Raw genomic sequence first — 22,983 nt, forward strand, 5'->3', positions numbered from 1 at the left:
GATCCTGACCGGCAAGAAGCTGATCGTCCTGTCCTCGCGCGGCGAGTTCGGCTTTGCCGAGGGCGGCGAGCGCGCGCATCTGAACGGGCTGGACCCGGCGATCCGCGCCAGAGCGCATTACCTGGGCGCGGATGCCGCGAACATGGAGACCATCGCCATCGAGTACCAGGAATTCGGCGATGCCCGGTTCGACGACTCGGTGGCCCAGGCCAAGGCCCGGACCAAGGTCGTGGCTGCGCAGGTCGCCGCCTGACCCCCGTCGCCGGTCAACCGCGTCAAGACAGCGACCCTGGGGGGTCGCTGTCGCCGTTTTCAGGGAGTGCCGAGCCGAGCTCATCTTGGGCATGAATTAATCTCGTTTGAGATCGGCCCGGCCCTGTCCTCACAATCCGGGGCGCATAATGGAGGAAAGTGACGTGACACGCATAAAAGGGACGATCAACCGCAGACAGTTCATCAAGCGCTCTGCCGCGACCGGCGCGCTGGCAGCTGTTCCGGGGCTCTACGCGCCGTTTGTTCACGCCCAGTCCGAGCCGCTGAAAGTCGGGTCCTGGGGCGGGTTCTTCGAAGAGGTTCTGGCCGACAAGCTGTATCCCGAGTTCACCGCCGCCACGGGCATCGAAGTGCAATCCATCGGCACCCCGAACGGCGACGCGCAGGTGGTGCAGCTGGCGCAGGCGATCCGGGCAGGCAACGTGCCCCTGGACGTTTCGGCCCTGATCCCGATCCCGATGGTGCGCGCCACCAATGCCGGGATCATCGAGCCGCTGGACATGTCGCGCATCCCCAACGCCAAATACCTGCCCGAGGTCCAGGGCGTCAGCGAAACCGCCGAAGGGATGCCCAACGGCGTGGCCTGGTTCTTCTACTTCAACATCCTTGTCACCCTGCGCGAGGATTTCCCCGAAACGCCGACCAGCTGGACCGAACTGTGGAACCCGGCGAATGCAGGTTTGGCCGGGGTGATGGCGCAGCCCGAGATTTCCAACATCATCGACATCACCGCCGCGACTTATTTCGGCGGGCCGGACATCCTGCAAACCAAGGAAGGTGTGATGGAAGTGCTGGCCAAAGTGGCCGAGCTGAAGAACACAGTTGCCCTGTGGTACCGGGATGAGGCGCAGTTCCAGAACGGTCTGGAGACCGGCGAGTTGCCGATTGGCATCTATTACAATGACGTCGCCACGGTGGCGCAGGCCGAAGGGATCGGGATCGACCGCATTTTCCCAAAGGAAGGCGCCGTCAAGAACCCGGCCTATTGGGGCATCTCCAAAGGCACCGCGCTGCGCGATCAGGCGCATGAATTCCTGAACTACACGCTGGATCCGCCGGTGCAGGCCTTGCTGGCGCGCAATCTGGGCGGCGGCCCCGTGGTGCCCAAGGATACCACCGATCTGACCGATGAGGAATGGGATCAGGTTTCGACCAGCAAGGACACTATTGCGCCTGCCTATCACCTTTATACCGATTGGGGCGACTGGACGGCGACAGAGTTCTCGCGCGCTATCTCCTGATCTGACTAACCAAGGCCCAGGATAATGACCGCACTCACCTTGGAACATGTCTGGAAGCGCTTCGGCAGTTTCGAAGCCTTGAAAGACATCAGCCTGTCGTTGCCCGCGGGCAAGTTGATCACCTTTCTTGGGCCTTCGGGCAGTGGGAAAAGCACTATGTTCAGGCTGGTCGCCGGCCTGGACAACGCCTCTGAAGGCGTCATCCGGTTTGATGGCGAAGATGTCACCAGGCTGCCGGCCTACAAACGCAATGTGGGCATGGTGTTTCAGAATTACGCCCTGTTTCCGCATCTGAACGTGTGGGAAAACATCTCATACGGGCTGAAACTGCAGAAACGCCCCAAGGCAGAGCGTCGGGCGCGGGCCGAAGAGCTGCTGGAGCTGATCAAGCTGCCGCATGTCGCGGACCGGCCGGTCAAACAGCTGTCGGGCGGCCAGCAGCAGCGCGTGTCGATCGCGCGGGCGCTGGCGATGGAGCCGCGCCTGTTCCTGCTGGACGAGCCGCTGTCGGCGCTGGACGCCAAGCTGCGCGAACATATGCAGACCGAGCTGTGCGACCTGCAGCAGTCGCTGGGCATCACCACCATCGTGGTCACGCACGATCAGCGCGAGGCGATGACCATGTCGGATGTAATTGTGGTGATTGATCAGGGCGCGATCCAGCAGGTCGGCAGCCCGCTGGAGATATATCGCAGACCGGCGACGCCATTTGTGGCCGATTTTGTCGGAACCTCGACCCTTTTGCAGGGTATCGCACGCACGGACGGCTCGTTTGAATTCAACGGGCAGAGCTTGAAGGTGCAGCCGCCGCATTGGGCCGCGCGCGATCTGACGCCGGGTCTTTTGTGCCTGCGCCCGGAACAGCTGCGGCTTACTCCGCAATCGGCGCAAACGCGCAACGCGATTGAGGTCGATGTCAGTCTGATCCGGGATCTGGGGTCCGAGATCGAGGTGCTGGCAAAGGCAGGCGCGTATGAGTTTCTGGTCAAGGAATCCCCGGGCCGGCCGCTGGGCTACAGCGTTGGGGACAAGATGCATCTGAACATCCCCGAAACCGCCCATCTGATCCAGGCGTGAACCAATGACAACTCAGGATACCGCAGTTCCCCAGCCCATGCCCCGGTTTTGGCGGGTAGACCGCAAAACCCTTATCCTGATTCCGCCGGGAATTATGCTGCTGGTCTTTTTCCTGTGCCCGTTCCTGATCATGGGGGCGGTCAGCTTCTATTACCGGGTGCCGGACGGGTTCTATGAACCCGATTTCGTGCTGACCAACTATGCCGCGTTCTTTGATCCTGTCTTCTTGACGGCGCTGGGTCGGTCGCTGACCCTTTGCGCCTTGATTTCAGTGGTTTGTGTCAGCCTGGCGGTGCCCTTCACTTATCTGGTGTCGCGGATGGGGCGGGGCATTCAGGTGCCTGTCGTTATCCTGCTGCTGTGCATCCTGACCCTTTCCGAGGTTATTCTGGGTTTCAGCTGGACCATCCTTCTGTCGCGCACAGCGGGGGTCTCGAATGCGCTGGTCTGGCTGGGCATCCTGGACCGGCCCGTGTCCTATTATCCCAGCCGGGCAGCGATCATGATCGCCATGCTGCATTTCTGTTTTCCCTTTGCAGTGCTGACGATCTATCCGCCGATCTCGCGTTTTGACCGCAGCCTGCCCGAAGCCGCCTCGACCCTGGGCGCGGGGCCGATCAGGTCGTTCTTTACCGTGGTGGTCCCGGCGCTGCGGGGGACAATCATCTCGGCCCTGGTACTGGTCTTTGTCTTTGCCCTGGGGGCCTATCTGTTCCCGCAGATGCTGGGCCGTCCGGCAGACTGGACCCTGTCGGTGCTGATCACCGATCAGGCGATCTATAAGTCCAACATTCCCTTTGCCGCCGCCATGTCCGTGTTCCTGTGCATCATCTGCTTTGCGCTGATCACCGGGGTCGGCAGGCTGACCAGAAAGACCGAAGGCTAGGCCATGCACACCCGTCTTGGAAAACTCTATGTCTTTGCCGTAGCGCTGTTTCTAATGCTGCCCTTCATCGTGGTGGCCGGCGTGTCGTTCAATGAAAAGAAGCGGCTTTACTTTCCGCCGCGCGGTTTCGGGCTGGGCTGGTACAAGGATGTGCTGAGCAGTCCGGAATGGCTGGGTCCCATCGGCACCAGCCTGATGGTGGCGGCGATTGCGACGGTGGTGGCGGTTTGCATCGCGCTGCCGATCAGCTTCATGCTGTGGCGTCACCGGGTGCTGTTCGCCAAGGTGCTGTTCGGCCTGGGGCTGGTGCCCTTCATGCTGCCGCCCGTCACCTCGGCGCTGGGTTTCCTGATCTTCTGGTCCGAGATTGGAGGCTATGGCTCGTTCTGGGCCACCACGATCTCGCATTCGGTGTTTCTGGTGACGATCCCGCTGATGATGATTTCCTTAGGGTTGGAAACCATTGATGACGCCTATCTCGATGCCGCCTCATCCCTTGGCGCCAGCGAGGGCGCGGTTTTTCGAACAGTCATCCTGCCGCTGATCCTGCCTTATATCTTTGGCGCCTCGGCCTTTTGTTTCGTCCTCAGCATGAACGAATACATCATCGCCTTCATGGTAGCAGGCTTTACCGTTGAAACGCTGCCCATCAAGGTGGTGAATTCGCTGCGCTACGGCTACTCCCCGGCGATGGCGGCGGTGTCGGTCTTTGCGGTGCTGGCGGCGGCGGGGCTGTTCCTGACCGTGGCCCGGTTCGGGGACCTTCTGAAAATGGTCGGCGCGCTGGACAAGGCCGAGTGATCCCCCGCCAATCCCCCTGAAAAAGGAGCCTGATGATGCGCGCCGCCCTTCCGCCCGCCACGTTCCAGACCCGGGTTCGCGTTGACAGCCCAAGCCTGGAAAACCCGTTTGAGTGGCGCACGACCACAGCGCAGGATCTGTGCGCAGGCCGCAGGATCGTCATTTTCGCCGTCCCGGCGGCGTTCTCGCCGGTCTGTTCGGATGAACACCTGCCCGGGTTCGAAGCACATTACGATGAGATCCGGGCCCAGGGCATTGATGAGATCTATTGCCTGTCCGTGAACGACGCTTTTGTCATGTTCCGCTGGGGGCAGGCCCAGGGCATCGAAAAGGTCCAGATGATTCCGGATGGCAATGCCGATTTCACCCGCAAAATGGGGATGCTGGTGGAATACACCGCCGATGGGATGGGGTTGCGTAGCTGGCGTTATGCCATGGTCGTGAATGACGGGCGCATCGAATGCCTGTTGCCCGAACCCGGCTTTGGCGACAATGCCCCGGACGCGCCGATGGCCGCCTCCGATGCAGGATCGCTGCTGTCCTGGCTGAAGGAAAATCCAACGGGTTGAGCACTCAAAGCGGAGCTGTTTGCATGACATATCATTGGTTAATCCTGATCCTTGCCGGGGCGTTTGAAATCGGCTGGCCCATCGGGCTCAAGAACGGATCGGGCGAGAATGGCACGAATTGGTATTGGATCGCCTTTGCTGTCAGCAGCATGGTGGCCAGCGGGTTTTTCCTGTTTCTGGCGCAAAGGGCCATTCCCATCGGCACCGCTTATGCGGTCTGGACCGGGATCGGCGCGGCGGGCACTTTTCTGATCGGCGTCATGGTCTTTGCCGAGGCCGTAACGGCGGGCCGGATGCTGGCGCTGGCCCTTATTGTATCGGGAGTGGTGCTGTTCAAGGTCAGTTCGTGAGCCTTGCGCCAGGGCCCGTTCCTGTTTCCCAAGCGGAACATGACGTTTGCGGCGAACGCGATGGCAGAGAGGGAGAGCTTCGGGCTTCTGCTTGGCGCCGGCCGGGTCTTCTGGGGAGCCGTTTGCAATCACGGGCCGGTTTGCCTCTGCCCCGGCCCATTCGTGGCTGAAGGCATTCCCCTTGGCCTGCAGGACGCGGATACCTGCGGTAAAATCCCGGCCCGCCGTCGTGCGCAAGGCTTGGGCGTTTAAAGTCTGGTTTGAAGCCGCCTCTGCGGCGGCAGGCGAGTCCTGCGGAAAAATTTCAGACTTATTTCCGAGTCAAGCCTGTATCGGCTGAGCAATTCGAAAGCTGGAGGTGTGAAAAACTCATCATGGCGGGGTTGAACGCGCCCTATACTGTGCTGCGTCAAGCCGCGGAGAGCGCAATGCCGTTTCCAAAGCGCGCAGAGCAGTCCGGCGCTTTGCCCCGGCTGGTCTCCAGCTATCGCAGGGACGCGGGGGAAGCCTCCGGATAGAGGCTGGATAAGGGAAGGAGCCCTGGTATCGCTGACGTGATTTCAAACAGGCACACGGATGAGCCATGGAAGGTCGGGATGCTGTTTTCCCAGACCGGCTATATGGCGCTGATCGAAGAGACGCAGTTTCGCGGCACCATGGTGGCCGTGAAAGAACTGAATGACAATGGCGGCATCAACGGCCGCGAAGTCGAACCAGTCATCTACGATCCGGCCTCGCAAAACGCCCTGTTCCGGACTCACGCGCATAGGATGATGGCCAATGATGGCGTGTCGACCATTTTCGGATGCTACACCTCGTCCAGCCGCAAGGCGGTGCTGCCGGTTGTTGAGCGTCTGAACGGGCTGCTGTGGTACCCGACGCTGTATGAGGGGTTCGAATATTCACCCAATGTGATCTATACCGGAGCGGCCCCCAACCAGAATTCAACCGCGCTGATCGAGTATCTGATCAACACCTATGGGGATCGCTTCTATTTCATCGGTTCCGACTATATCTATCCGCATGAAACCAACAGGGTCATGCGCGAGCTGCTGGAAAGCCGCGGCGGAAAGCTGGCAGGCGAAAAGTACGTGCCGCTGAATGCAAGGCGCGAGGATTTCTTTGCGGTGATGCGCGAGATCAAACGGGCGCAGCCGAATGTGATATTCTCGACTGTGGTCGGCATGGCGACGGTCTACCTGTATCAGACGTATAATGACTTCAATCTCGATCCCAACACCGTCCCGATTGCCAGCCTGACCACGACCGAGGCCGAAGTGCAGGCCATGGGCGCGGATGTGGGCGAAAAACACATCACCGCCGCGCCCTATTTTCAAAGCCTCAACAGCGACCGGAATTCCAAGTTTCTCAAGCTCTACCGGGATATGTACGGCGATGCCGAAGCCATCAACATGTGTGCCGAAGCGGCGTATTTTCAGGTTCACATGTTCGCCAAGGCGCTTGAGATGACCAATACGCTGGATCCCGACATTCTGCGACCCATGGTTTTGGGCCAAAGCTTTGACGCGCCGCAGGGCAGGGTCAGTATCAACGAAAACAACTCGCACACGGATCTTTGGGTCAGGGTTGGGCGTGTGACCCGCCTTGGCCAGTTCGAGATTGTCTGGGAGTCGATGCAGGCGGTGGCCAGCGACCCCTATCTGGTCAACCTGCATGACGCGCGCGCCTAGGGGGATCGAATTGTGAAACCACGCCAGGGGGCCAGAAAACCCGGCTGCTCATCCGGCCTCGTCAATCTGTCCAACCTGCGGGTGACGATGTGCTGCAAACGCGATGCCGCCACGGATGAGCAGATCCGCGCCCTGCAAAGGCAGCGGATGGAAGTGTCTTGCATGTGGCCCCCGCCCGCAGGCCGTTTGGATGCCGATATGGACATCCTGATCTGCGATTATTTTCCGCAATTGGTCGATCTGATCCCCTGGGTCGCGGGGGATGCCAAGGCGGCGCTGATCGTGCTGGTGCCGTCGGGCCAGGGGTATGACGACAACCTGCTGGTTGCTTGCGCCGCCCACGCCGTGGTTCAGAAACCGTTTCAGGGCGGGTTTCTAACCACTGCGGTCAAATTGGCCTGGAGTCATTACCGCTATGAAAGGCGGATGCTGGACCGGGTGGCGAAGCTGGACGGCGTTGTGCGCACCATGCGCGACATTGAACGGGCAAAACTGATCGTCATGGCAGAGCAAGAGGTCGATGGAGACACCGCCTATCGGCAGATCAGACAGTCAGCGATGCAGTCGCAAACCTCAATTTCTGCGGTTGCGAGATACATCATCGAATCTTCGAAAATCTGAGCGCTTTTTGCAGATACTCCGCATAACTCATTAAAATAAATGAAATTAATTTGATTGCGCAGGTGCGGCATATTTTTCGAATTTTCACAATTGACTCAAATTTCGAAGTGATGCAGCCTTTTCACACCTGAAAAATCAGGGCAGCAAAAACGCTGCAAAAAATGGAAACGGCAAAAAAGCCTCCGAACCAGACCGCTGGTCTGTTCGGGGGCTTTTTTGCGTCAACAGGGAAGAAAAAATGTCGATCACACGTCGTAATTTGCTGAAGACGTCCGGTGCCTTCGCAACCGCTGCCGCCATTGGCACCCCCCATATCTGGAGCAAGAATGCCGGCATGGCCTATGCCGCAAATGGCGAGATCAATGTGGGGGTTCTGTTCTCGCTGACCGGCACCACGGGCATTATCGAAGAGTCCCTGAACAAGGCGACCCTGCTGGCCATTGAAGAGATCAACGATGCCGGCGGCATCAACGGAATGCGGATCAATCCGATTGTCGAGGATCCGGCCTCGGACCCGGCCACTTTCGCGTCCAAGGCGCGCAAGCTGGTAGTGGGCGACAATTGCGTGTCGGTGTTCGGATCCTACACCTCCGCCAGCCGCAAGGCGGTTCTGCCGGTCTTTGAAAAACGCGACAACCTGTATTTCTATCCGACCCTGTATGAGGGCCGGGAGTGTTCGAAAAACGTTGTCTATACCGGCGCCGTCCCGAATCAGCAGCAGGATGAGTTCATCCCCTGGCTGGTGAAAAACTTCGGCAAGAAATTCTTCCTGATCGGGTCGAACTACATCTATCCGAAAGAAGAAAACAATTATTGCAAAAAACTGCTGGCGGAACTGGGCGGCGAAGTGGTGAACGAAGAATACGTGCCGCTGGGCCATTCCGAATTCAGCTCGGTCATCAACAAGATCAAGGCAACGCAGCCGGATGTGATCTTCTCAACCGTGGTGGGCGATTCCGTTGTGGCGCTGCATCGTCAGTATCGCGCGGCGGGTCTGGATCCTGAAAAGATGCCAATGGCCAGCCTGACCACATCCGAAAACGAAGTGGCGGCGATGGGCGGCGATGCGGCTGCGGGCCACTTTACCTCGGCGCCCTATTTCATGGTGCACCAGTCGCCGGAGAACGAGAAATTCGTTGAGGCATACCGCGCGCGCTGGGGGGGCGACAAGGTGACCCATTTCGTGTCCGAGCCGTCCTATTTCCAGGTTTACCTGTTCAAGCAGGCCGTCGAGCAGCTGGCCGCCAGCGACATCAGCCCGCAGAACATCCGCGAAGCGATCAAAGGGCAGGAAACGATCGCACCGCAGGGCAAGATCCGCCTGGAGGGCGATAATCTGCACACCTGGCTGTGGCCCAAAATCGCAGTGGCGAAGTCCGACGGCCAATTCGAGGTGCTGCAGGATTCCAAGGAATGGCAAAAGCCCGTTCCCTATGCTGCCTACCCGGATCAGACCTGCGCCGAAAGCGGCCTGATCAAGGCCTGACGCAGGCAGATGGCCCGATGGGATGGCGGCCGTGTTCCGCCGTTCCGCCGGCCCCCGGCAACCACTCAACGCGGGTATCCCATGGACTTCCTCTTACAAAACCTCATCACCGGTCTCAGCATCGGGTCAATACTTCTGCTTGTCGCGCTTGGTCTGGCGATCATCTACGGATCGATGGGCATCATCAACATGGCGCATGGAGAGTTCATCATGCTGGGGGCCTATGGGGCCTGGGCGATGAACACGTTTTTCGGCGTCGGCACCCTGGGAAGCCTGGTCATCGTCTTCTTCGGGGTCGGGCTGCTGGGGTTCCTGATCGAACGCAGCGTGATCCGGCATCTGTATTCGCGGCCGCTGGATACAATTCTGGCCACATGGGGCATCGGTATCATCCTGCAACAGGTGGTGCGGCTGATCGCCGGGGGCGAGCTGCGTTATGTCGAGATGCCCAGCGTCCTATCGGGGACGGTGAGTATTCTGGGCACGGACGTCTCTGGCTATCGGGTGTTCATGTTGGGTTTTGTCGCAGCGTTGTTTGCGATGACTTGGTTCTTAATGTTCAAGACTGAATTCGGATCGAAACTGCGCGCGGTTGTGCAGGACCCCGGCATCGCATCGTGTTTCGGGGTAAATTCCGGCCGGGTTTATTCACTGACCTTCGCCTATGGCGCCGGGCTGGCCGGGCTGGCCGGAGCGCTGATCGCGCCGCTCAAGAGTGTCGCGCCCGAAATGGGAACCACCTATGTGGTCGACGCCTTTTTCGTCGTGGTTCTGGGCGGGGTGCAAAGCCTGTTCGGCACCGCCGCCAGCGCCTTTCTGCTGGGCGAGGCGACGGGCAGCCTGGGCTATGTCTGGAACGACACCATCGCCAAGGCGGTGGTGCTGCTCATCATCATCGTGCTGATCCGGTTCCGCCCGCAGGGCCTGTTTGCTTTCAAGGTGCGGGGGTGAGTGCCATGAAAACCAATGGGCTTTTTGGCATGACACGCCGAACCACTAATCAGGTTGCCGTCTATGGCCTTGTGTGCCTTGCGCTTTTTGCGCTGCCCACGATCCTGGACAATGACTTTCTGCTCAACCGCTACTCGCGCTATCTGGTCTTTGGCATGGTGTCGATGGCGCTGTGCCTGTCCTGGGGCTATGCCGGTATCCTGAACCTTGGGCAAGGGCTCAGCTTCGGGCTTGGGTCCTACTGCATGGCGATGGCGCTGAAACTGCGCACCGTGCCGGTGCATACCGGATCGGAGGGTTTGCCGGACTTTATGGTCTGGAACAATGTCGAGACGTTGCCGTGGTTCTGGCAGCCGTTTTATTCCATGACCTTCACCCTGCTGGCGGGAATCCTGCTGCCGGTGGTTCTGGCTGGCTTCATTGGCTGGTTCATGTTCAGAGGACGCATCACCGGCGTGTTCGTCGCCATCATCACGCTGGCCACGCTTGTTGTGGTGAACCTGTTGATCATCGACCAGCAATCCTATACCGGCGGCTTCAACGGCATTACCGACCTGGCCCAGCTGGAGCTGTTCGGGGTCGAGTTCGATGCCTATTCCAAAAGCACCTACTACCTGGTCGCGGCCTGCCTGTCGGCAAGCCTGTTTGGCGGCCTGGTCCTGACCAACAGCAAAACGGGTCTGATCTTTCAGGCGATCCGCGACGAAGAAAACCGCGTGCGGTTCTTTGGCTATGACGTGGCAAGCTACAAGACGCTGGCCATGTGTGTCTCTGCTGCCATCGCGGGGCTGGCGGGGATGCTTTACACCGTGGTGATGGAGTTCGCTTCACCCACTTTCCTGGGTGTGCCGCTGAGCTTGTCGATCGTGATTTGGTGCGCTGTTGGCGGACGGCAAAGCCTGTTGGGCGCCGCTCTAGGGGCGATGCTGGTTTCGGGTGTGCAGGGCGCATTGTCTGAAACCGAGCTGTTCCTGGATACCTGGACCCTGATCATGGGTTTCCTGTTCGTGGTGATCGTTCTGTTCCTGCCGAACGGGCTGGCTGGTTTTCTGGACGCTGTCAAAGCCCGGTTCGCTCGCAAACCCCAAGGCGGCGGGGCACAGACCGCAGCCGGCGACATTGTGACCATCAGATCGAAAGCGGAGCAGTCATGAGCGGCCATCTGAATATCGACAGCCTTTGCGTTCAGTTCGGCGGGTTCAAGGCCGTGACCGATCTGAGCCTGGACATCAAACAAGGCGAGTTGCGCTGCCTGATCGGCCCCAACGGGGCGGGCAAGACCACGGCGCTGGATCTGATCTGCGGCAAGACGAAACCCACCAGCGGGTCGATCAAATACCGCGGCCAGGAACTGGCTGATGCCGAGGAGCACATTATCGCCCGGGCCGGCATCGGGCGGAAATTCCAGGTGCCCAGCGTGTTCAAGCAGCTGACCGTGCGTCAGAACCTTGAGGTTGCGCAATGCCGCGAAGTGGGGGTTTTCAAGAACCTGTTCAGGCGCGCGCAATCGGCGGATTCCGACGGGCTTGAGGTGCTTGCGGAATTCGTGGGCCTGCAGGACGCGCTGGACAAGACCGCGGCTTTCCTGTCGCACGGGCAAACCCAGTGGCTGGAGATCGCACTGCTGCTGGCGCAGGACAGCGAGCTGATCCTGCTGGATGAGCCCACAGCCGGAATGACCATCGGCGAAACTCAAAAAACCGCCGAGATCTGCAATCGCCTCAAGGGCAAGCACACGCTGATCGTGGTGGAACACGACATGGGGTTTGTCCGCGAAATCGGCGACGTCCTGTCGGTGATGCATCAGGGATCTTTGCTGGCCGAAGGCAGTACCGCTGAGATCAGCAACAACGCCAAGGTCAAAGAAGTCTATCTGGGATCGATTGGAATTGAAGATGCTTAATCTGAAGAACCTGAACGGGTACTACGGCAACTCCCGTGCGATCAAGGACATCAGCATTGATGTGGAAGACCGCGAGTTTCTGTCGGTGCTGGGGCGCAATGGGGTGGGCAAAACCACATTGATGCGGGCGATCTTCGGCCTTTTGGACAGGACCGAAGGGGCCATCCTGTTCGATGGGCAGGACCTGAGCCGGATGCCCACCCATGAACGCGCCAAGGCCGGGATTGGCTATGTTCCGCAGGGCAGGGGGATCCTGCCGCAATTCACCGTGGGCGAGAACCTGAACATGGGCGGTTTTGCCCGCACCAGCGGCCGCGGGCAGGAGTTGCAGGAAACGGTCTTTGAGATGTTTCCGATCCTCAAGGAATTCATCAACCGCAAGGGCGGCAACCTGTCCGGCGGACAGCAACAGCAACTGGCCATCGGCCGCGCCCTGCTGACGGACCCCAAGGTGATCGTGCTGGATGAACCGACCGAGGGCATTCAGCCAAATATCGTGGAACAGATCGAAGACGCGATCATTTCGCTCAACCGCGACCACAATATCACCATTCTGCTGGTCGAGCAGGACATCAAGTTCTCGCGCCGGGCAAGCCAACGGTTCGTGATCCTTGAAAAGGGTTCAGTCGTGTCATCCGGCCCGATAGCCGAGCTGAGCGATGATCTGGTGCACGAACACATGGCCGTCTGACCAACCCATAGAAAACCGCATGAAACCAACAGGAGGACTCCATGCAACACGGTGACATTTCCAGCAGTAACGACAGCGTCGGCGTTGCCGTCGTCAACTATAAAATGCCGCGCCTTCATACCAAGGCAGAGGTGCTTGAGAACGCGCATAAAATCGCTGAGATGATCAAAGGCATGAAGGTCGGCCTGCCGGGTATGGATCTGGTGATCTTCCCTGAATATTCGACGCACGGCATCATGTACGACCCGAAGGAGATGTACGAAACCGCCTCGACTGTGCCGGGGGATGAGACCGAGATTTTCGCCGAAGCCTGCCGCAAGGCTGATGTGTGGGGCGTGTTTTCGATCACCGGGGAGCGGCATGAGGAACATCCCAGCAAGGCGCCCTACAACACGCTGATCCTGATGAACAACAAGGGCGAGATCGTGCAGAAATACCGCAAGATCATGCCCTGGGTGCCGATTGAGGGCTGGATGCCGGGCGATTGCACCTATGTCTCCGAGGGGCCCAAGGGGCTGAAGATCAGCCTGATTATCTGCGACGACGGGAATTATCCCGAGATCTGGCGCGATTGCGCGATGCGCGGGGCGGAGCTGATCGTGCGCTGTCAGGGCTATATGTACCCCTCCAAGGATCAGCAGGTGGTGATGTCCAAGGCGATGGCCTGGGCCAATAACTGCTATGTGGCGGTGGCCAATGCGGCAGGTTTCGACGGGGTCTATTCCTATTTCGGGCATTCCGCGATTATCGGCTTCGACGGCCGCACCCTGGGCGAATGCGGCGAGGAGGAGATGGGCATCCAATATGCGCAGCTGTCGACCTCGTTGATCCGCGACGCGCGCAAGAACGGCCAGTCGCAGAACCACCTGTATAAGCTCCTGCACCGTGGTTACACCGGCATGGGGAAATCGGGCGAGAATGAAAACGGCGTCGCGGCCTGCCCCTATAATTTCTACTCGAAATGGGTCAACGACCCCGAGGGCACCCGCGAAATGGTCGAGGCGCTGACCCGTTCCACCCCCGGCACGTCCGAGGCCCCGATCCCCGGCATCACCAACGACAAGACCAAAGTGCACAGGTGAATTTCATCTGACCCGGCAGCCCCCGTATTGGGGGCTGCACCCCTATTCACTGACGGCAGCCCTCTGCCAGCCCCCTTTAAAAAAGCAGTGTCACCATGAATCTGGAAACCTACAAAATTCAAGACGAACCCTTCTACCACGCTTCGGGTAATGAGATTGCCACTTTCGAGGCGGCCCACAAGGATCGGATTCCCCTGATGCTGAAGGGGCCGACCGGGTGCGGCAAAACGCGGTTTGTCGAACATATGGCGTGGAAACTGGGCAAACCGGTCATCACCGTCGCCTGCCATGAGGATATGACGGCCTCGGACTTGGTGGGCCGGTATCTGCTGGATGCGGAAGGCACGGTCTGGCATGACGGTCCGCTGACGCTGGCAGTGCGCCATGGCGCGATCTGTTATCTGGACGAGATTGTCGAAGCCCGGCAGGACACCACTGTGGTGATCCACCCCCTGACCGATGACCGACGCATTCTGCCGTTGGACAAGAAGAACGAGCTGGTGCAGGCGCACCCGGATTTCCACCTCGTGATTTCTTACAACCCCGGCTATCAGAGCGTGCTGAAGGATCTCAAGGAATCCACCAAACAGCGTTTTGCTGCGCTGGATTTCGATTATCCGGATGAGGCGCATGAGGCGGCGATCATCGCGCAAGAGGCAAATGTGGGCCTGGATCTGGCCAAGACGCTGGTCAAATTCGGAGAATGCTCGCGCAATGTCAAAGGCCACACGCTGGCCGAAGGCGCCTCAACCCGGATGCTGATACAGGCCGGGCGGCTGCACAGCCAGGGGCTGGGCATCAAGGAAGCCGCTCAAACCGCGATCATCCTGCCGATCACCGATGACCGGGATGCGCGCAAAGCCCTGAACGACATGTTCACGGCCTGTCTGTAAGAGGCGGGACGGGGATGGACACAGCCACTTTGCCCGCAGAGGCCGGAACCGGCCTGATCGCCTCAGCCGCGATCGCGCACCTGCCGCGCAAACCGGATCAGCTGCTGTGGCAGGAAGCCGTGGCGAATCTGCCCGGCAGGGTGCTGAGCCGGTCCTTTCTGCTGGATTTTGCCGAAAGCGCAGCCGAAATCAGCAAGGTTTTCGGAGCTGAGGTGTTCCGCGCCCTGCTGCAGACGGCGGACTACCTGCGCCTGCACGCCGGGCCTGACGCCGCGCGGGCGTTCATCGCCAATCTGCGGCCGGCGATCCGGCAAATTCCCGACGGCGAAAGCTTCGTGATCTGGCTGCGCGCGATGCGGCAACTGACCGATGCGGCGCCGCGGCAGGTGGCGGATGTTTGCGAGATGTCGCAGAGCTTGCTGGCCAAACTGGATGCGATCGGGTTTCAGCGCTGGATGGCAACCGGGGTGTCCTCTTCTGCGGCCGACCCCGAACGGCTGCGGAGCTATTTCGCGTTGGAAGACCCTGCCGCGCGTCACGTGCTGGAACTGGAGGCAGGCACGGTCCGGCTGGCCGATCTGGAAAAAACCCTGACCTCGCTGCCGCTGGGCCTTTGGCGCAAGCGGGTGATCTTGCGGGCGGCGGGTTTCAATGACGGAAAAACCCATACCCGCACCAGTTTTGACGGCACGTTCATCCGGGTGCCGGTCAGCTATGCGGGCTATCAAAGCGATCAGGCGGAACGCCTGTTCAAGGCCGCGGTCACCCATGTCGGCGCGCATATCGAGCATATGGGCGGGCGCCGCCTGCCCAAGGCGCTAAAACCGGTCCAGATCGCGCTGGTCTCAATCCTCGAAGATACCCGTGCAGAGCTGCTGGCCGCGCGCAAATATCCCGGCCTGCTGGATTTGTGGAAATCATTTCACACGGTTCCGGGCCATGCCCAGATGCAGGAAACCGGCCGGAACGGTGTCTGTTATGTGGCGGCCGACACGGCGCCGGCCACCAGCAATCTGCTGGCCAGGCTGGCGCGCGCCCTGATCGATGAGGATTTCGCCGATGATCACCCCTGGGTCCGGAAAGGCCGCATGATGTTCCGCAATGCAGGCCCCGATTGGGACCCCGGTGACATCCGGCGGATCGGCGTTCTGCTGGGCAATGATATTGGCCAGATGCGGCTGCAGTTCAACGCCAAGACCTATGTGGTCGAACCGGCCTATCGCGACGACAATATGGGCCTATGGGATTTCGGCGAACCGCCCGAAGATGCGGAAGATGATCTGGACACCGTGCTGGCCTCGGTGCGGATCGAGAAGAAAGAGCAGGACAGCCCGGACACCGATCCGCAACCGCCGAGCGATCTGGACGAAACCGAAGCCAGACACCGCCCGGTCAACCCCGAGGAGGATGCGGCGGTTCCAATCTGCAAATTGCCGGAATGGGATTGCAAGGCGGGCAGCCTGCGCCCCGGCTGGGTGACTCTTGTCGAGCCCCGGCCGAGAACTGCACCGCCGCATATCATCGATGCCATCGTGGCAAAACACAGCGATGTGGCAGCACGGATCGAAAGCCTGGTTCGGCAATCCAGGATTGGCCAGATCAAACGTTTGAAACGGCAGCGCGAAGGCGACCGGCTGGATCTGGACGCTTGCATCCGGCACCGCATTGACCTGCGCGCCGGTCAGATCCCCGATAGCGGCCTTTATGAAACCACGGCCTTTTCCCAGCGGGACCTGTCGGTTCTGGTGTTGCTCGACATCTCGGAATCTACCAAGGATTTTGTCAACGGCACCGCCAAGTCGATCTATCATCTGCAGCGCGAGGCACTTGCGCTGCTGGCCGAGGCGATGCATGGCATGGGCGATCCGTTTGCCTTGCACGCGTTCTGTTCCGATGGCCGCAGCGAGTTGAAGTACCATCAGATCAAAAGCTTTGGCTTTCCCTACAATGATCAGGCCAAAAGCCGGCTTGCCGGTCTTCGGCCGGGATATTCCACACGCATGGGCGGTGCCCTCCGCTTTGCCGGTCAAGAGATTGCCGCTCAAACGACCCGGCGCAAACTGGTTCTGGTCATCACGGATGGCGAGCCATCGGATATTGATGTCAGCGATCCGGACTATCTGATCGAAGACACCCGCAAGGCGGTCATGGAACTGGCCGCGAGCGGCATAGATGTTTTTGCGATAGGATTGAACGGGGAAGACAATATGGCCCTGCCCCGGATATTTGGTGCCCGCAACATTGTTCAAACCAGTGATCTGGAGAGTTTGCCCGAACGCCTGCCCATGCTGTATTTCCGCCTTGTCGGATAGAGAGGAACGACCGCAGGCCGGCCGCAAGAGACGTTGGATCCCGGCGCAGGGGCCTGCGCGAGGCAAGGGCGTTTTGTGCGGTATTGCGGCGGTTGGAAACCGCAACTCATCTTTATCCTGAGGTTATCTCATTTGATCGCAACACCAAGCCGCAGCATGTTTCGGACAAGCTGCAGGGGAGGGCGTCTTGGCTGCTGTATTGAGTGTCACCGGGGTTTCGAAGGCCTTTGGGGCCGTTCAGGCATTGAACAAGGTCACCTTCGAAGCCAATCGCGGCGAGTGCATTGCGATCCTCGGCGAAAACGGCGCGGGCAAGACCAGCCTGGCAAGTGTGCTGATGGGCCTTTATCAGCCGGATCGCGGCAGGGTTGCCCTGAACGGGGCGCCATGCGAGCTGACAAATCCCTCGGTAGCACTTGAAAACGGAATTGGCATGATCCACCAGCATTTCAGCCTGGTGGAAAACATGACCGCGCTGGAAAATATCCAGATCGGGCTGCCGGCTTCCAAGCGCACGCCGCGCGCCCTGGGCGATGTTGAGGCCATTTGCGCCGACTTCAGGTTCAAGGTGGATTTTTCCGCCAAGGTCGAAGACATGCCGGTGGGCATGAAACAGCGGGTTGAAATCATCAAAGCACTGTACCGCAATGTTTCGATCCTGATTTTGGATGAGCCGACCAGTGTTTTGGCCCCAACCGAGGTGCAGCCGTTTCTGGAAGAAATCCGCGTCATGGTTGAAAAGGGGCTGACGGTTCTTCTGATCACGCACAAGCTGGAAGAAATCGTGCAGGCTGCCGACCGGGTTCTGATCATGCGTCACGGCCGGATCGAGGGAGATCTGGCAGTCTCCGAAACAGAAACCCGCAGAATGTCCGCGCTGATGATGGGCAGCGGCGATGCCGGACCCGGCTTGGCGCAGAATGTTCTGCGCGAGCCGGGCAGGGTTGTGAGCAGCGAGGTGGCCCTGTCGCTGGCCAATGTATCTGTGGTCACGGACGACGGCGTCCGCATTCTGGATAACATCAGCATTGAAATTGCAAAGGGCGAAGTCCTGGGGGTCGCGGGGATTGACGGCAACGGGCAACGCGAGCTGTCTGAAGCGATCGGCGGTCTGCTGAACATAACCCATGGTGCAATCGTTCTTGATGGTGAGGACATCAGCGGCCAGACAATTTCGGAACGCATTGCGGCTGGCATCGGGTTTGTTCCGGAAGACCGCCATGCAGAAGGTCTGGTTCTGTCCCTCAGCGTGGCAGAGAACACGGCAATTCGCACCATTCAGGACCCGAAATTCCGAAACGGCGGCTTGGTGAACCGGCGTGCGATCGGGACTTATGCTGACGCGCTGATCTCGGAATATGACATACGCCCGAAAGATCCCTCGCTTCCTGCGTCGGCGCTGTCGGGCGGCAACCAGCAAAAAGTTGTCCTGGGGCGGGAAATCGAAACCGCATCGCGTTTGCTGGTGGTGGTCCAGCCGACAAAGGGGCTGGACGTTGGCGCCACCCGCTTTGTTCAGCGGAAGATCCTCGAGGCGTCCCGGCGCGGTGTTGCGGTGCTTTATATCTCGACCGAACTGGAACATGTTCTGGAGGTGTCGGACCGTGTGGCCGTCATCGCGTTTGGCAGAATTACCGGGGTGGTCGATCCCGCAGCAACCTCTTCTCAGGAAATCGGAATGCTGATGACTGCGAGCAACGGAAGGTGACATGAACGCCAAGCAAATTCAGTTTCGTGTCCTTATGGCAATTGTGATTGCCCTGAGCCTTGGAGCCGTGCTGATCGTCATCGACGGCCACAATCCTCTGGCCGCCTACGGCGCCCTCCTCAATGAGTCCTTTCTCGATTATTGGGGGCTTTCCAACACGCTTGTGAAAGCCTCTCCGATGCTGCTGGCCGGTCTGGCGGTGATCCTGCCGCTGCGGGCGGGTGTGTTCAATATCGGCGGGGAAGGCCAGATTTACATGGGCGGGCTGTTCGGCGCCCTGGTCGCGTTGAACATTCCCGATACGCCTGGGGTGCCTGGCCTGATCGCGATCTTTGGCGCGGCCGCTGCCGGGGGCGGTCTGTGGGCGGCTTTCCCGGCTTACCTGCGGGCCTACAAAGGGACCAACGAAGTGATCGTCACCCTGTTGATGAACTTCGTCGCGATTCACATTGTCAGCTATGCCGTATCCGGGCCCTTGATGGCCGAGGGCGCGCCCTATCCCTATTCCGAAGAGATCGCGGATCAGTTCAAGCTTCCGATCCTCATGCCGCGCTCGGATGCCCATCTTGGCGTGCTGATCGGATTGCTGGCTGCGGTTTTGCTCTATTTCTGGATCCGTTCGACCCCCTCGGGCTTCCGCCTGGATCTTGTCGGGCGAAACCCCCGGGCGGCCACCTATGCAGGCGTAAACGCCAAGCGCAATATCATGATGTCGATGATTGCCGGTGGCGCACTTGCGGGTCTGGCCGGTGCAATCGAGGTCGCCGGGCTGAAGTACCGGCTGTTCCACCTGTTCAGCGACGGCTACGGGTACGACGGTATCGTGGTTGCCTTCCTGGCCGCGCTCAACCCCATTGTGGCCCCAGTAGCGGCCTTCTTTTTGGCCGGGCTTTCGGCCGGGGCCGGAACCATGCAGCGCTCTGTCGGCGTTGAAGGCGCTGTTGTTGAGGCGATTGAAGGGATCATTGTCATCTGCGTTGCGGCCGCCCTGGTCGTTCGCGAGCAGTCAACCGGCGCCGGCTGGCTGAAACGCCTTGCGGCGAAACGGAAAAAAACTGCAGGAGGCGTGTAATGTCCGGTCTTGATGCGGCTTTGATTTCGGATGTTCTGGCCTCGAGCGTCCGGCTGGGCACCCCGATTGCATTTGCCGCGCTTGGCGGCGTTTTCGCCGAGCGCAGCGGCACCTACAACGTCGCCCTGGAAGGTGGGATGCTGTCAGGCGCCCTGGGGGCGGCTTCGGGGGTGTTTGTTACGGGAAGCGTAGCGGCCGGCCTGGCTTGCGGTCTGATTTGCGGGATGCTGACGGGTCTGTTGCTGGGCGGGCTGGTCATCAGGCTGCGCGTCAACCAATTGGTCGCGGGTTTGGCCGTCAACATCCTGGTGGCTGGATTGACGGCCTTCGGGGCGCGGCTTGTGTTTGGGGATATGGCTGGAGGCGCAAGAGTCGCCGGATTTTCGGTCGTGGAGATCCCGGGGCTAAGCAGCCTGCCCGTGGTTGGCAGTGCGTTTTTCATGCAGGATCCGTTGTTCTACTTTCTTATTGCCATCGGCGGGTTGAGCTGGTGGTGGCTGTTCCGGTCGAATGCGGGCCTGGATTTCCGGGCCGTTGGTGAAAACCCGCGCGCGGCTGATGTGGCGGGGGTGCCCGTGTTCCGGTTCAAATACCTTGCGCTGGCAATCAGCGGCGCCTTGGCCGCGTTGGGCGGGATGCATCTGGTGTTGTCGCAAGTCTATGTCTTCACCGAAGGGATGAGCGCGGGCAAAGGCTTTATCGCACTGGCGGCGATCATCCTCGGGCGGTGGTCTCCGGCGGGCGCGATTGCGGCGGCGCTGCTGTTCGGGTTCTTTGACGCGGTTCAGTTCAAACTGCAGTTCAGCAATCCTGACGTGCCCTACCAGCTGTTCCTGATCCTGCCCTATGCGGCCTCCCTGGCGGCCCTGATCTTCCTTGTGGGGAAAACACGGGCACCTGCGTCGGTTGGCGAGGCTTATGTCCGGGAGCAGCGGTAGGCTGGGCGGTTTTTCAGGTCCGGTCTCATCGGGTTTCAGCGCCGGCAGATGGCGGTTGCAGCCGGAGCGGCGGCAACAATTTACTCATCTTAACCCTGAGGAAACATCATTTTTCGCAGCCCCTCCTTACGCGCAAAGTCGGACGCATAAATGCTAGGGAGGAAATACCTATGAAATTCCGCAACTTTGTTGCCGCGGGTCTTGCCGCGCTTTGCCTGCCGGCCTTTGCGGCCGGTGCCGAAGGCATCAAGAGTGCAGCCATCGTGATGCCGGGGTCCGTTTCCGACAATGGCTGGAACCAGGCCGGGTATGAGGGGCTTGCAAACGCAGGAAAGGATCTTGGCTTTGAAACCGCCTACAGCGAAAGCGTGCATCAGCCTGAGCAGATCGAAGTTCTGAGCGACTATGCACGGCGCGGCTACGGCCTTGTCATCGGCCACGGCGGCGAGTTCCAGGACGCCGTAGAGCGGGTGGCCGGTCGCTTTCCCGACACGATGTTCATGATCAACAACGGCTTGGGAACCTCGGAGAATATCGCAAACGCCGATTTCTATTTCAGCCAGATTGCGTATCTGATGGGCTATGTGGCCGGCTCGATGACGGAAACCGGTACCATCGGCGTCATTGCCGCGCAGAAGTTCAAATTCACCAATGACACTGTTGCGGGCTACGAGAACGGCGCAAAGGCTGCCAACCCGGATGTCAATGTTCTGGTTACCTGGACCGGCGATTGGGATGATGTCGCGAAAGGCAAAGAGGCGGCGCTGAACCAGATCTCACAAGGCGCCGATGTCGTGTGGCCGACGATGGACAGTGCGACCCTGGGCTCCATGCAGGCAGTTCAGGAGAAGGGCGTCTACGGGATTGGCATCTATCGCGACGCGATCAACGAATGGCCTGAGATTCTGCAATCGGCCATTCTGGATGTGCGCGGCAACATGAAAAGCTACCTCGAGCTCGCCGTTGCCGGGAAGCTGGAAGGCAACCTGTACCGTGGCGATATGTCCAACAGCCAGGCGATGCGCATTGGAACTTTCCACCCGGATATTCCTGAAAACGTCGTTCAGGAAGTGAACGCTCTGATCGCACAGATGAATTCGGGCGAGTTGATTGTCGAACCGCGGTAACAGAACTTCACCGACCAATGTGGAAATGCCCCGGGTCTTCCCGGGGCATTTCCATTCCGGCGCCATGGAGTCCGCGCCATCTTGTTCAGGGCTCAACCGGGTATTGCCGAGTTGTCTGGCGTTGCGAAGACGAATATGAAAAAACCATCCAGGATGTCGCGCCTGAAGGGCTTTCGCTACCCTCGTGAGGTCATTGCCTACGCGGTCTGGGCATACCATCGGTTTGCCTTGAGCACTGCGGATGTCGAAGATCTCTTGGCGGAACGGGGTGTCATCGTGAGCCGGAAAACCGTTCGGCTCTGGGTCAATCGTTTCGGCGCACATTTTGCGACCAGCATCCGGCGCGATCGCCCCAAGCCGAATGACAAATTGCACTTGGACGAGGTTGTTATCACGATCCGCGGCAAGAAGCACTGGTTGTGGCGGGCCATCGACGCCGACGGCGTTCTCGACATCCTTGTTCAAACGCGGCGAAATGCGAAGGCGGCCAAACGGATTTTCAAGAGATTGGTCGCTCGGTTCGGTGAGCCAAGGGTCGTGATCACGGACAAGTCGCGCAGCTACATCAAGCCCAACAGCACCTTGGCACCGCAGGCTGACCACCGGGCCCACAAAGGGTTGAATAATGCAATCGAAGTTTCGCACAGGCTGACGCGAAAGCGAGAGAAGTTGTTTGGCAGGTTCAAGTCACACCGACAAGCTCAGAGGTTTCTGTCCGCGCATGACCAGATCAACCTGATATTCCGCCCCCGCCGCTATCAACTCACCACAACCTCAAACCGTCACGCCCGCATCGATGCGTTCAGTCTATGGGTCGACTACACCGCTGAAATGGAAGCATAACCCTGCACTTTCCAACGCTTCACAATCGGCCGCCAACAACTTGGCAATACCCTTGTGTGCTCGGTGATCCATGAGCTACCCCCTGAATTTCGGACACTGACGTAAGCTACGATTTGTTGTCTGCTGATCTTCGACGAAAAGGAGATCAGAGATGTCGAAACGGAAGAACCACTCGCCCGAGTTCAAGGTGAAAGTCGCGCTTGAGGCTTTGAAGGGTGAGCGAACTGCGGCTGAACTTGCCAGCCAATTTGGCGTCCATCCCACGATGATCGACAGTTGGAAACGCGCTCTGCTGGAAGGCGCGTCCGACGTGTTTGAACGCGGCGGAAAGAAGTCCCCAGAGACCGACGAAGAGCAGGTCAAAGAACTGCATGCGAAGATCGGGGAGCTGGCCGTCGCCAACGATTTTTTGTCACGAAAGCTCAAGCCGAGGATCGGCAAGTGAGGCGCAAGATGGTTGAGACTGCC

At 59.5% G+C, this 22,983-nt stretch carries 22 protein-coding genes and 1 pseudogene; all 23 read left to right on the plus strand.

Annotated elements, in window-relative coordinates; all coding sequences use genetic code 11:
- Positions 1-253: pseudogene (locus tag AC2FNB_RS15515) on the plus strand (FMN-dependent NADH-azoreductase); the annotation flags it as partial.
- A gap of 163 nt (positions 254-416) precedes the next feature.
- Positions 417-1,514 (plus strand): ABC transporter substrate-binding protein, encoded by a 1,098-nt coding sequence (locus AC2FNB_RS15520; RefSeq protein ID WP_496747693.1) that lies wholly within the window; start codon positions 417-419, stop codon positions 1,512-1,514.
- A gap of 24 nt (positions 1,515-1,538) precedes the next feature.
- A complete protein-coding gene (locus AC2FNB_RS15525) occupies positions 1,539-2,591 on the plus strand; it encodes an ABC transporter ATP-binding protein (protein WP_496747696.1) in 1,053 nt (350 codons plus the stop codon).
- Between the two features lie 4 nt (positions 2,592-2,595).
- Positions 2,596-3,477, plus strand: a complete 882-nt coding sequence (locus AC2FNB_RS15530) for an ABC transporter permease (protein ID WP_496747700.1) — start codon at positions 2,596-2,598, stop codon at positions 3,475-3,477.
- A gap of 3 nt (positions 3,478-3,480) precedes the next feature.
- On the plus strand, positions 3,481-4,278 hold the full coding sequence (locus AC2FNB_RS15535) for an ABC transporter permease (RefSeq protein ID WP_496747703.1): 798 nt from the start codon (positions 3,481-3,483) through the stop codon (positions 4,276-4,278).
- 35 nt (positions 4,279-4,313) lie between these two features.
- Positions 4,314-4,847 carry a peroxiredoxin gene (locus tag AC2FNB_RS15540; RefSeq protein WP_496747705.1) on the plus strand — a complete coding sequence of 178 codons (534 nt, stop codon included), beginning with the start codon at positions 4,314-4,316 and terminating at the stop codon, positions 4,845-4,847.
- 23 nt (positions 4,848-4,870) lie between these two features.
- Positions 4,871-5,197, plus strand: a complete 327-nt coding sequence (locus tag AC2FNB_RS15545) for a DMT family transporter (protein WP_496747707.1) — start codon at positions 4,871-4,873, stop codon at positions 5,195-5,197.
- 554 nt (positions 5,198-5,751) lie between these two features.
- Entirely contained in the window at positions 5,752-6,888 is a 1,137-nt protein-coding gene (locus tag AC2FNB_RS15550; protein WP_496747710.1) for a transporter substrate-binding domain-containing protein, read from the plus strand.
- Positions 6,889-6,900: 12 nt separating this feature from the next.
- A complete protein-coding gene (locus AC2FNB_RS15555) occupies positions 6,901-7,509 on the plus strand; it encodes an ANTAR domain-containing response regulator (protein WP_496747712.1) in 609 nt (202 codons plus the stop codon).
- 238 nt (positions 7,510-7,747) lie between these two features.
- Positions 7,748-8,995, plus strand: coding sequence for a transporter substrate-binding protein (locus AC2FNB_RS15560; protein WP_496747714.1), 1,248 nt, complete (start codon positions 7,748-7,750; stop codon positions 8,993-8,995).
- 81 nt (positions 8,996-9,076) lie between these two features.
- Positions 9,077-9,946, plus strand: coding sequence for an urea ABC transporter permease subunit UrtB (urtB, locus tag AC2FNB_RS15565; RefSeq protein ID WP_496747716.1), 870 nt, complete (start codon positions 9,077-9,079; stop codon positions 9,944-9,946).
- A 5-nt stretch (positions 9,947-9,951) separates the two neighbouring features.
- Positions 9,952-11,100 (plus strand): urea ABC transporter permease subunit UrtC, encoded by a 1,149-nt coding sequence (gene urtC / locus AC2FNB_RS15570; protein ID WP_496747719.1) that lies wholly within the window; start codon positions 9,952-9,954, stop codon positions 11,098-11,100.
- Positions 11,097-11,849, plus strand: a complete 753-nt coding sequence (urtD, locus tag AC2FNB_RS15575; protein ID WP_496747723.1) for an urea ABC transporter ATP-binding protein UrtD — start codon at positions 11,097-11,099, stop codon at positions 11,847-11,849. Before urtC ends, urtD begins: the two co-directional genes overlap by 4 nt.
- Positions 11,842-12,540, plus strand: a complete 699-nt coding sequence (urtE, locus tag AC2FNB_RS15580; protein WP_496747726.1) for an urea ABC transporter ATP-binding subunit UrtE — start codon at positions 11,842-11,844, stop codon at positions 12,538-12,540. The genes urtD and urtE overlap by 8 nt, the downstream gene beginning before the upstream one ends.
- Before the next feature lie 41 nt (positions 12,541-12,581).
- Complete coding sequence (locus tag AC2FNB_RS15585; protein WP_496747729.1) at positions 12,582-13,622, plus strand: aliphatic amidase; 1,041 nt, start codon at positions 12,582-12,584, stop codon at positions 13,620-13,622.
- A 95-nt stretch (positions 13,623-13,717) separates the two neighbouring features.
- Entirely contained in the window at positions 13,718-14,515 is a 798-nt protein-coding gene (locus tag AC2FNB_RS15590; RefSeq protein WP_496747732.1) for a CbbQ/NirQ/NorQ/GpvN family protein, read from the plus strand.
- 14 nt (positions 14,516-14,529) lie between these two features.
- On the plus strand, positions 14,530-16,827 hold the full coding sequence (locus AC2FNB_RS15595) for a nitric oxide reductase activation protein NorD (RefSeq protein WP_496747734.1): 2,298 nt from the start codon (positions 14,530-14,532) through the stop codon (positions 16,825-16,827).
- A gap of 187 nt (positions 16,828-17,014) precedes the next feature.
- Positions 17,015-18,535 carry an ABC transporter ATP-binding protein gene (locus tag AC2FNB_RS15600; RefSeq protein WP_496747737.1) on the plus strand — a complete coding sequence of 507 codons (1,521 nt, stop codon included), beginning with the start codon at positions 17,015-17,017 and terminating at the stop codon, positions 18,533-18,535.
- 1 nt (position 18,536) lies between these two features.
- Complete coding sequence (locus AC2FNB_RS15605) at positions 18,537-19,607, plus strand: ABC transporter permease (RefSeq protein ID WP_496747739.1); 1,071 nt, start codon at positions 18,537-18,539, stop codon at positions 19,605-19,607.
- A complete protein-coding gene (locus tag AC2FNB_RS15610) occupies positions 19,607-20,545 on the plus strand; it encodes an ABC transporter permease (RefSeq protein ID WP_496747741.1) in 939 nt (312 codons plus the stop codon). The genes AC2FNB_RS15605 and AC2FNB_RS15610 overlap by 1 nt, the downstream gene beginning before the upstream one ends.
- A 170-nt stretch (positions 20,546-20,715) precedes the next feature.
- On the plus strand, positions 20,716-21,672 hold the full coding sequence (locus tag AC2FNB_RS15615) for a BMP family protein (protein WP_496747744.1): 957 nt from the start codon (positions 20,716-20,718) through the stop codon (positions 21,670-21,672).
- Positions 21,673-21,807: 135 nt separating this feature from the next.
- Positions 21,808-22,515: an IS6 family transposase gene (locus AC2FNB_RS15620; protein ID WP_496747745.1), complete on the plus strand. Its 708-nt coding sequence runs from the start codon at positions 21,808-21,810 to the stop codon at positions 22,513-22,515.
- Positions 22,516-22,666: 151 nt separating this feature from the next.
- Positions 22,667-22,960: a transposase gene (locus AC2FNB_RS15625; RefSeq protein WP_496747747.1), complete on the plus strand. Its 294-nt coding sequence runs from the start codon at positions 22,667-22,669 to the stop codon at positions 22,958-22,960.
- Positions 22,961-22,983: the final 23 nt, after the last annotated feature.

Source organism: Ruegeria sp. BHSB058, from assembly GCF_059613285.1.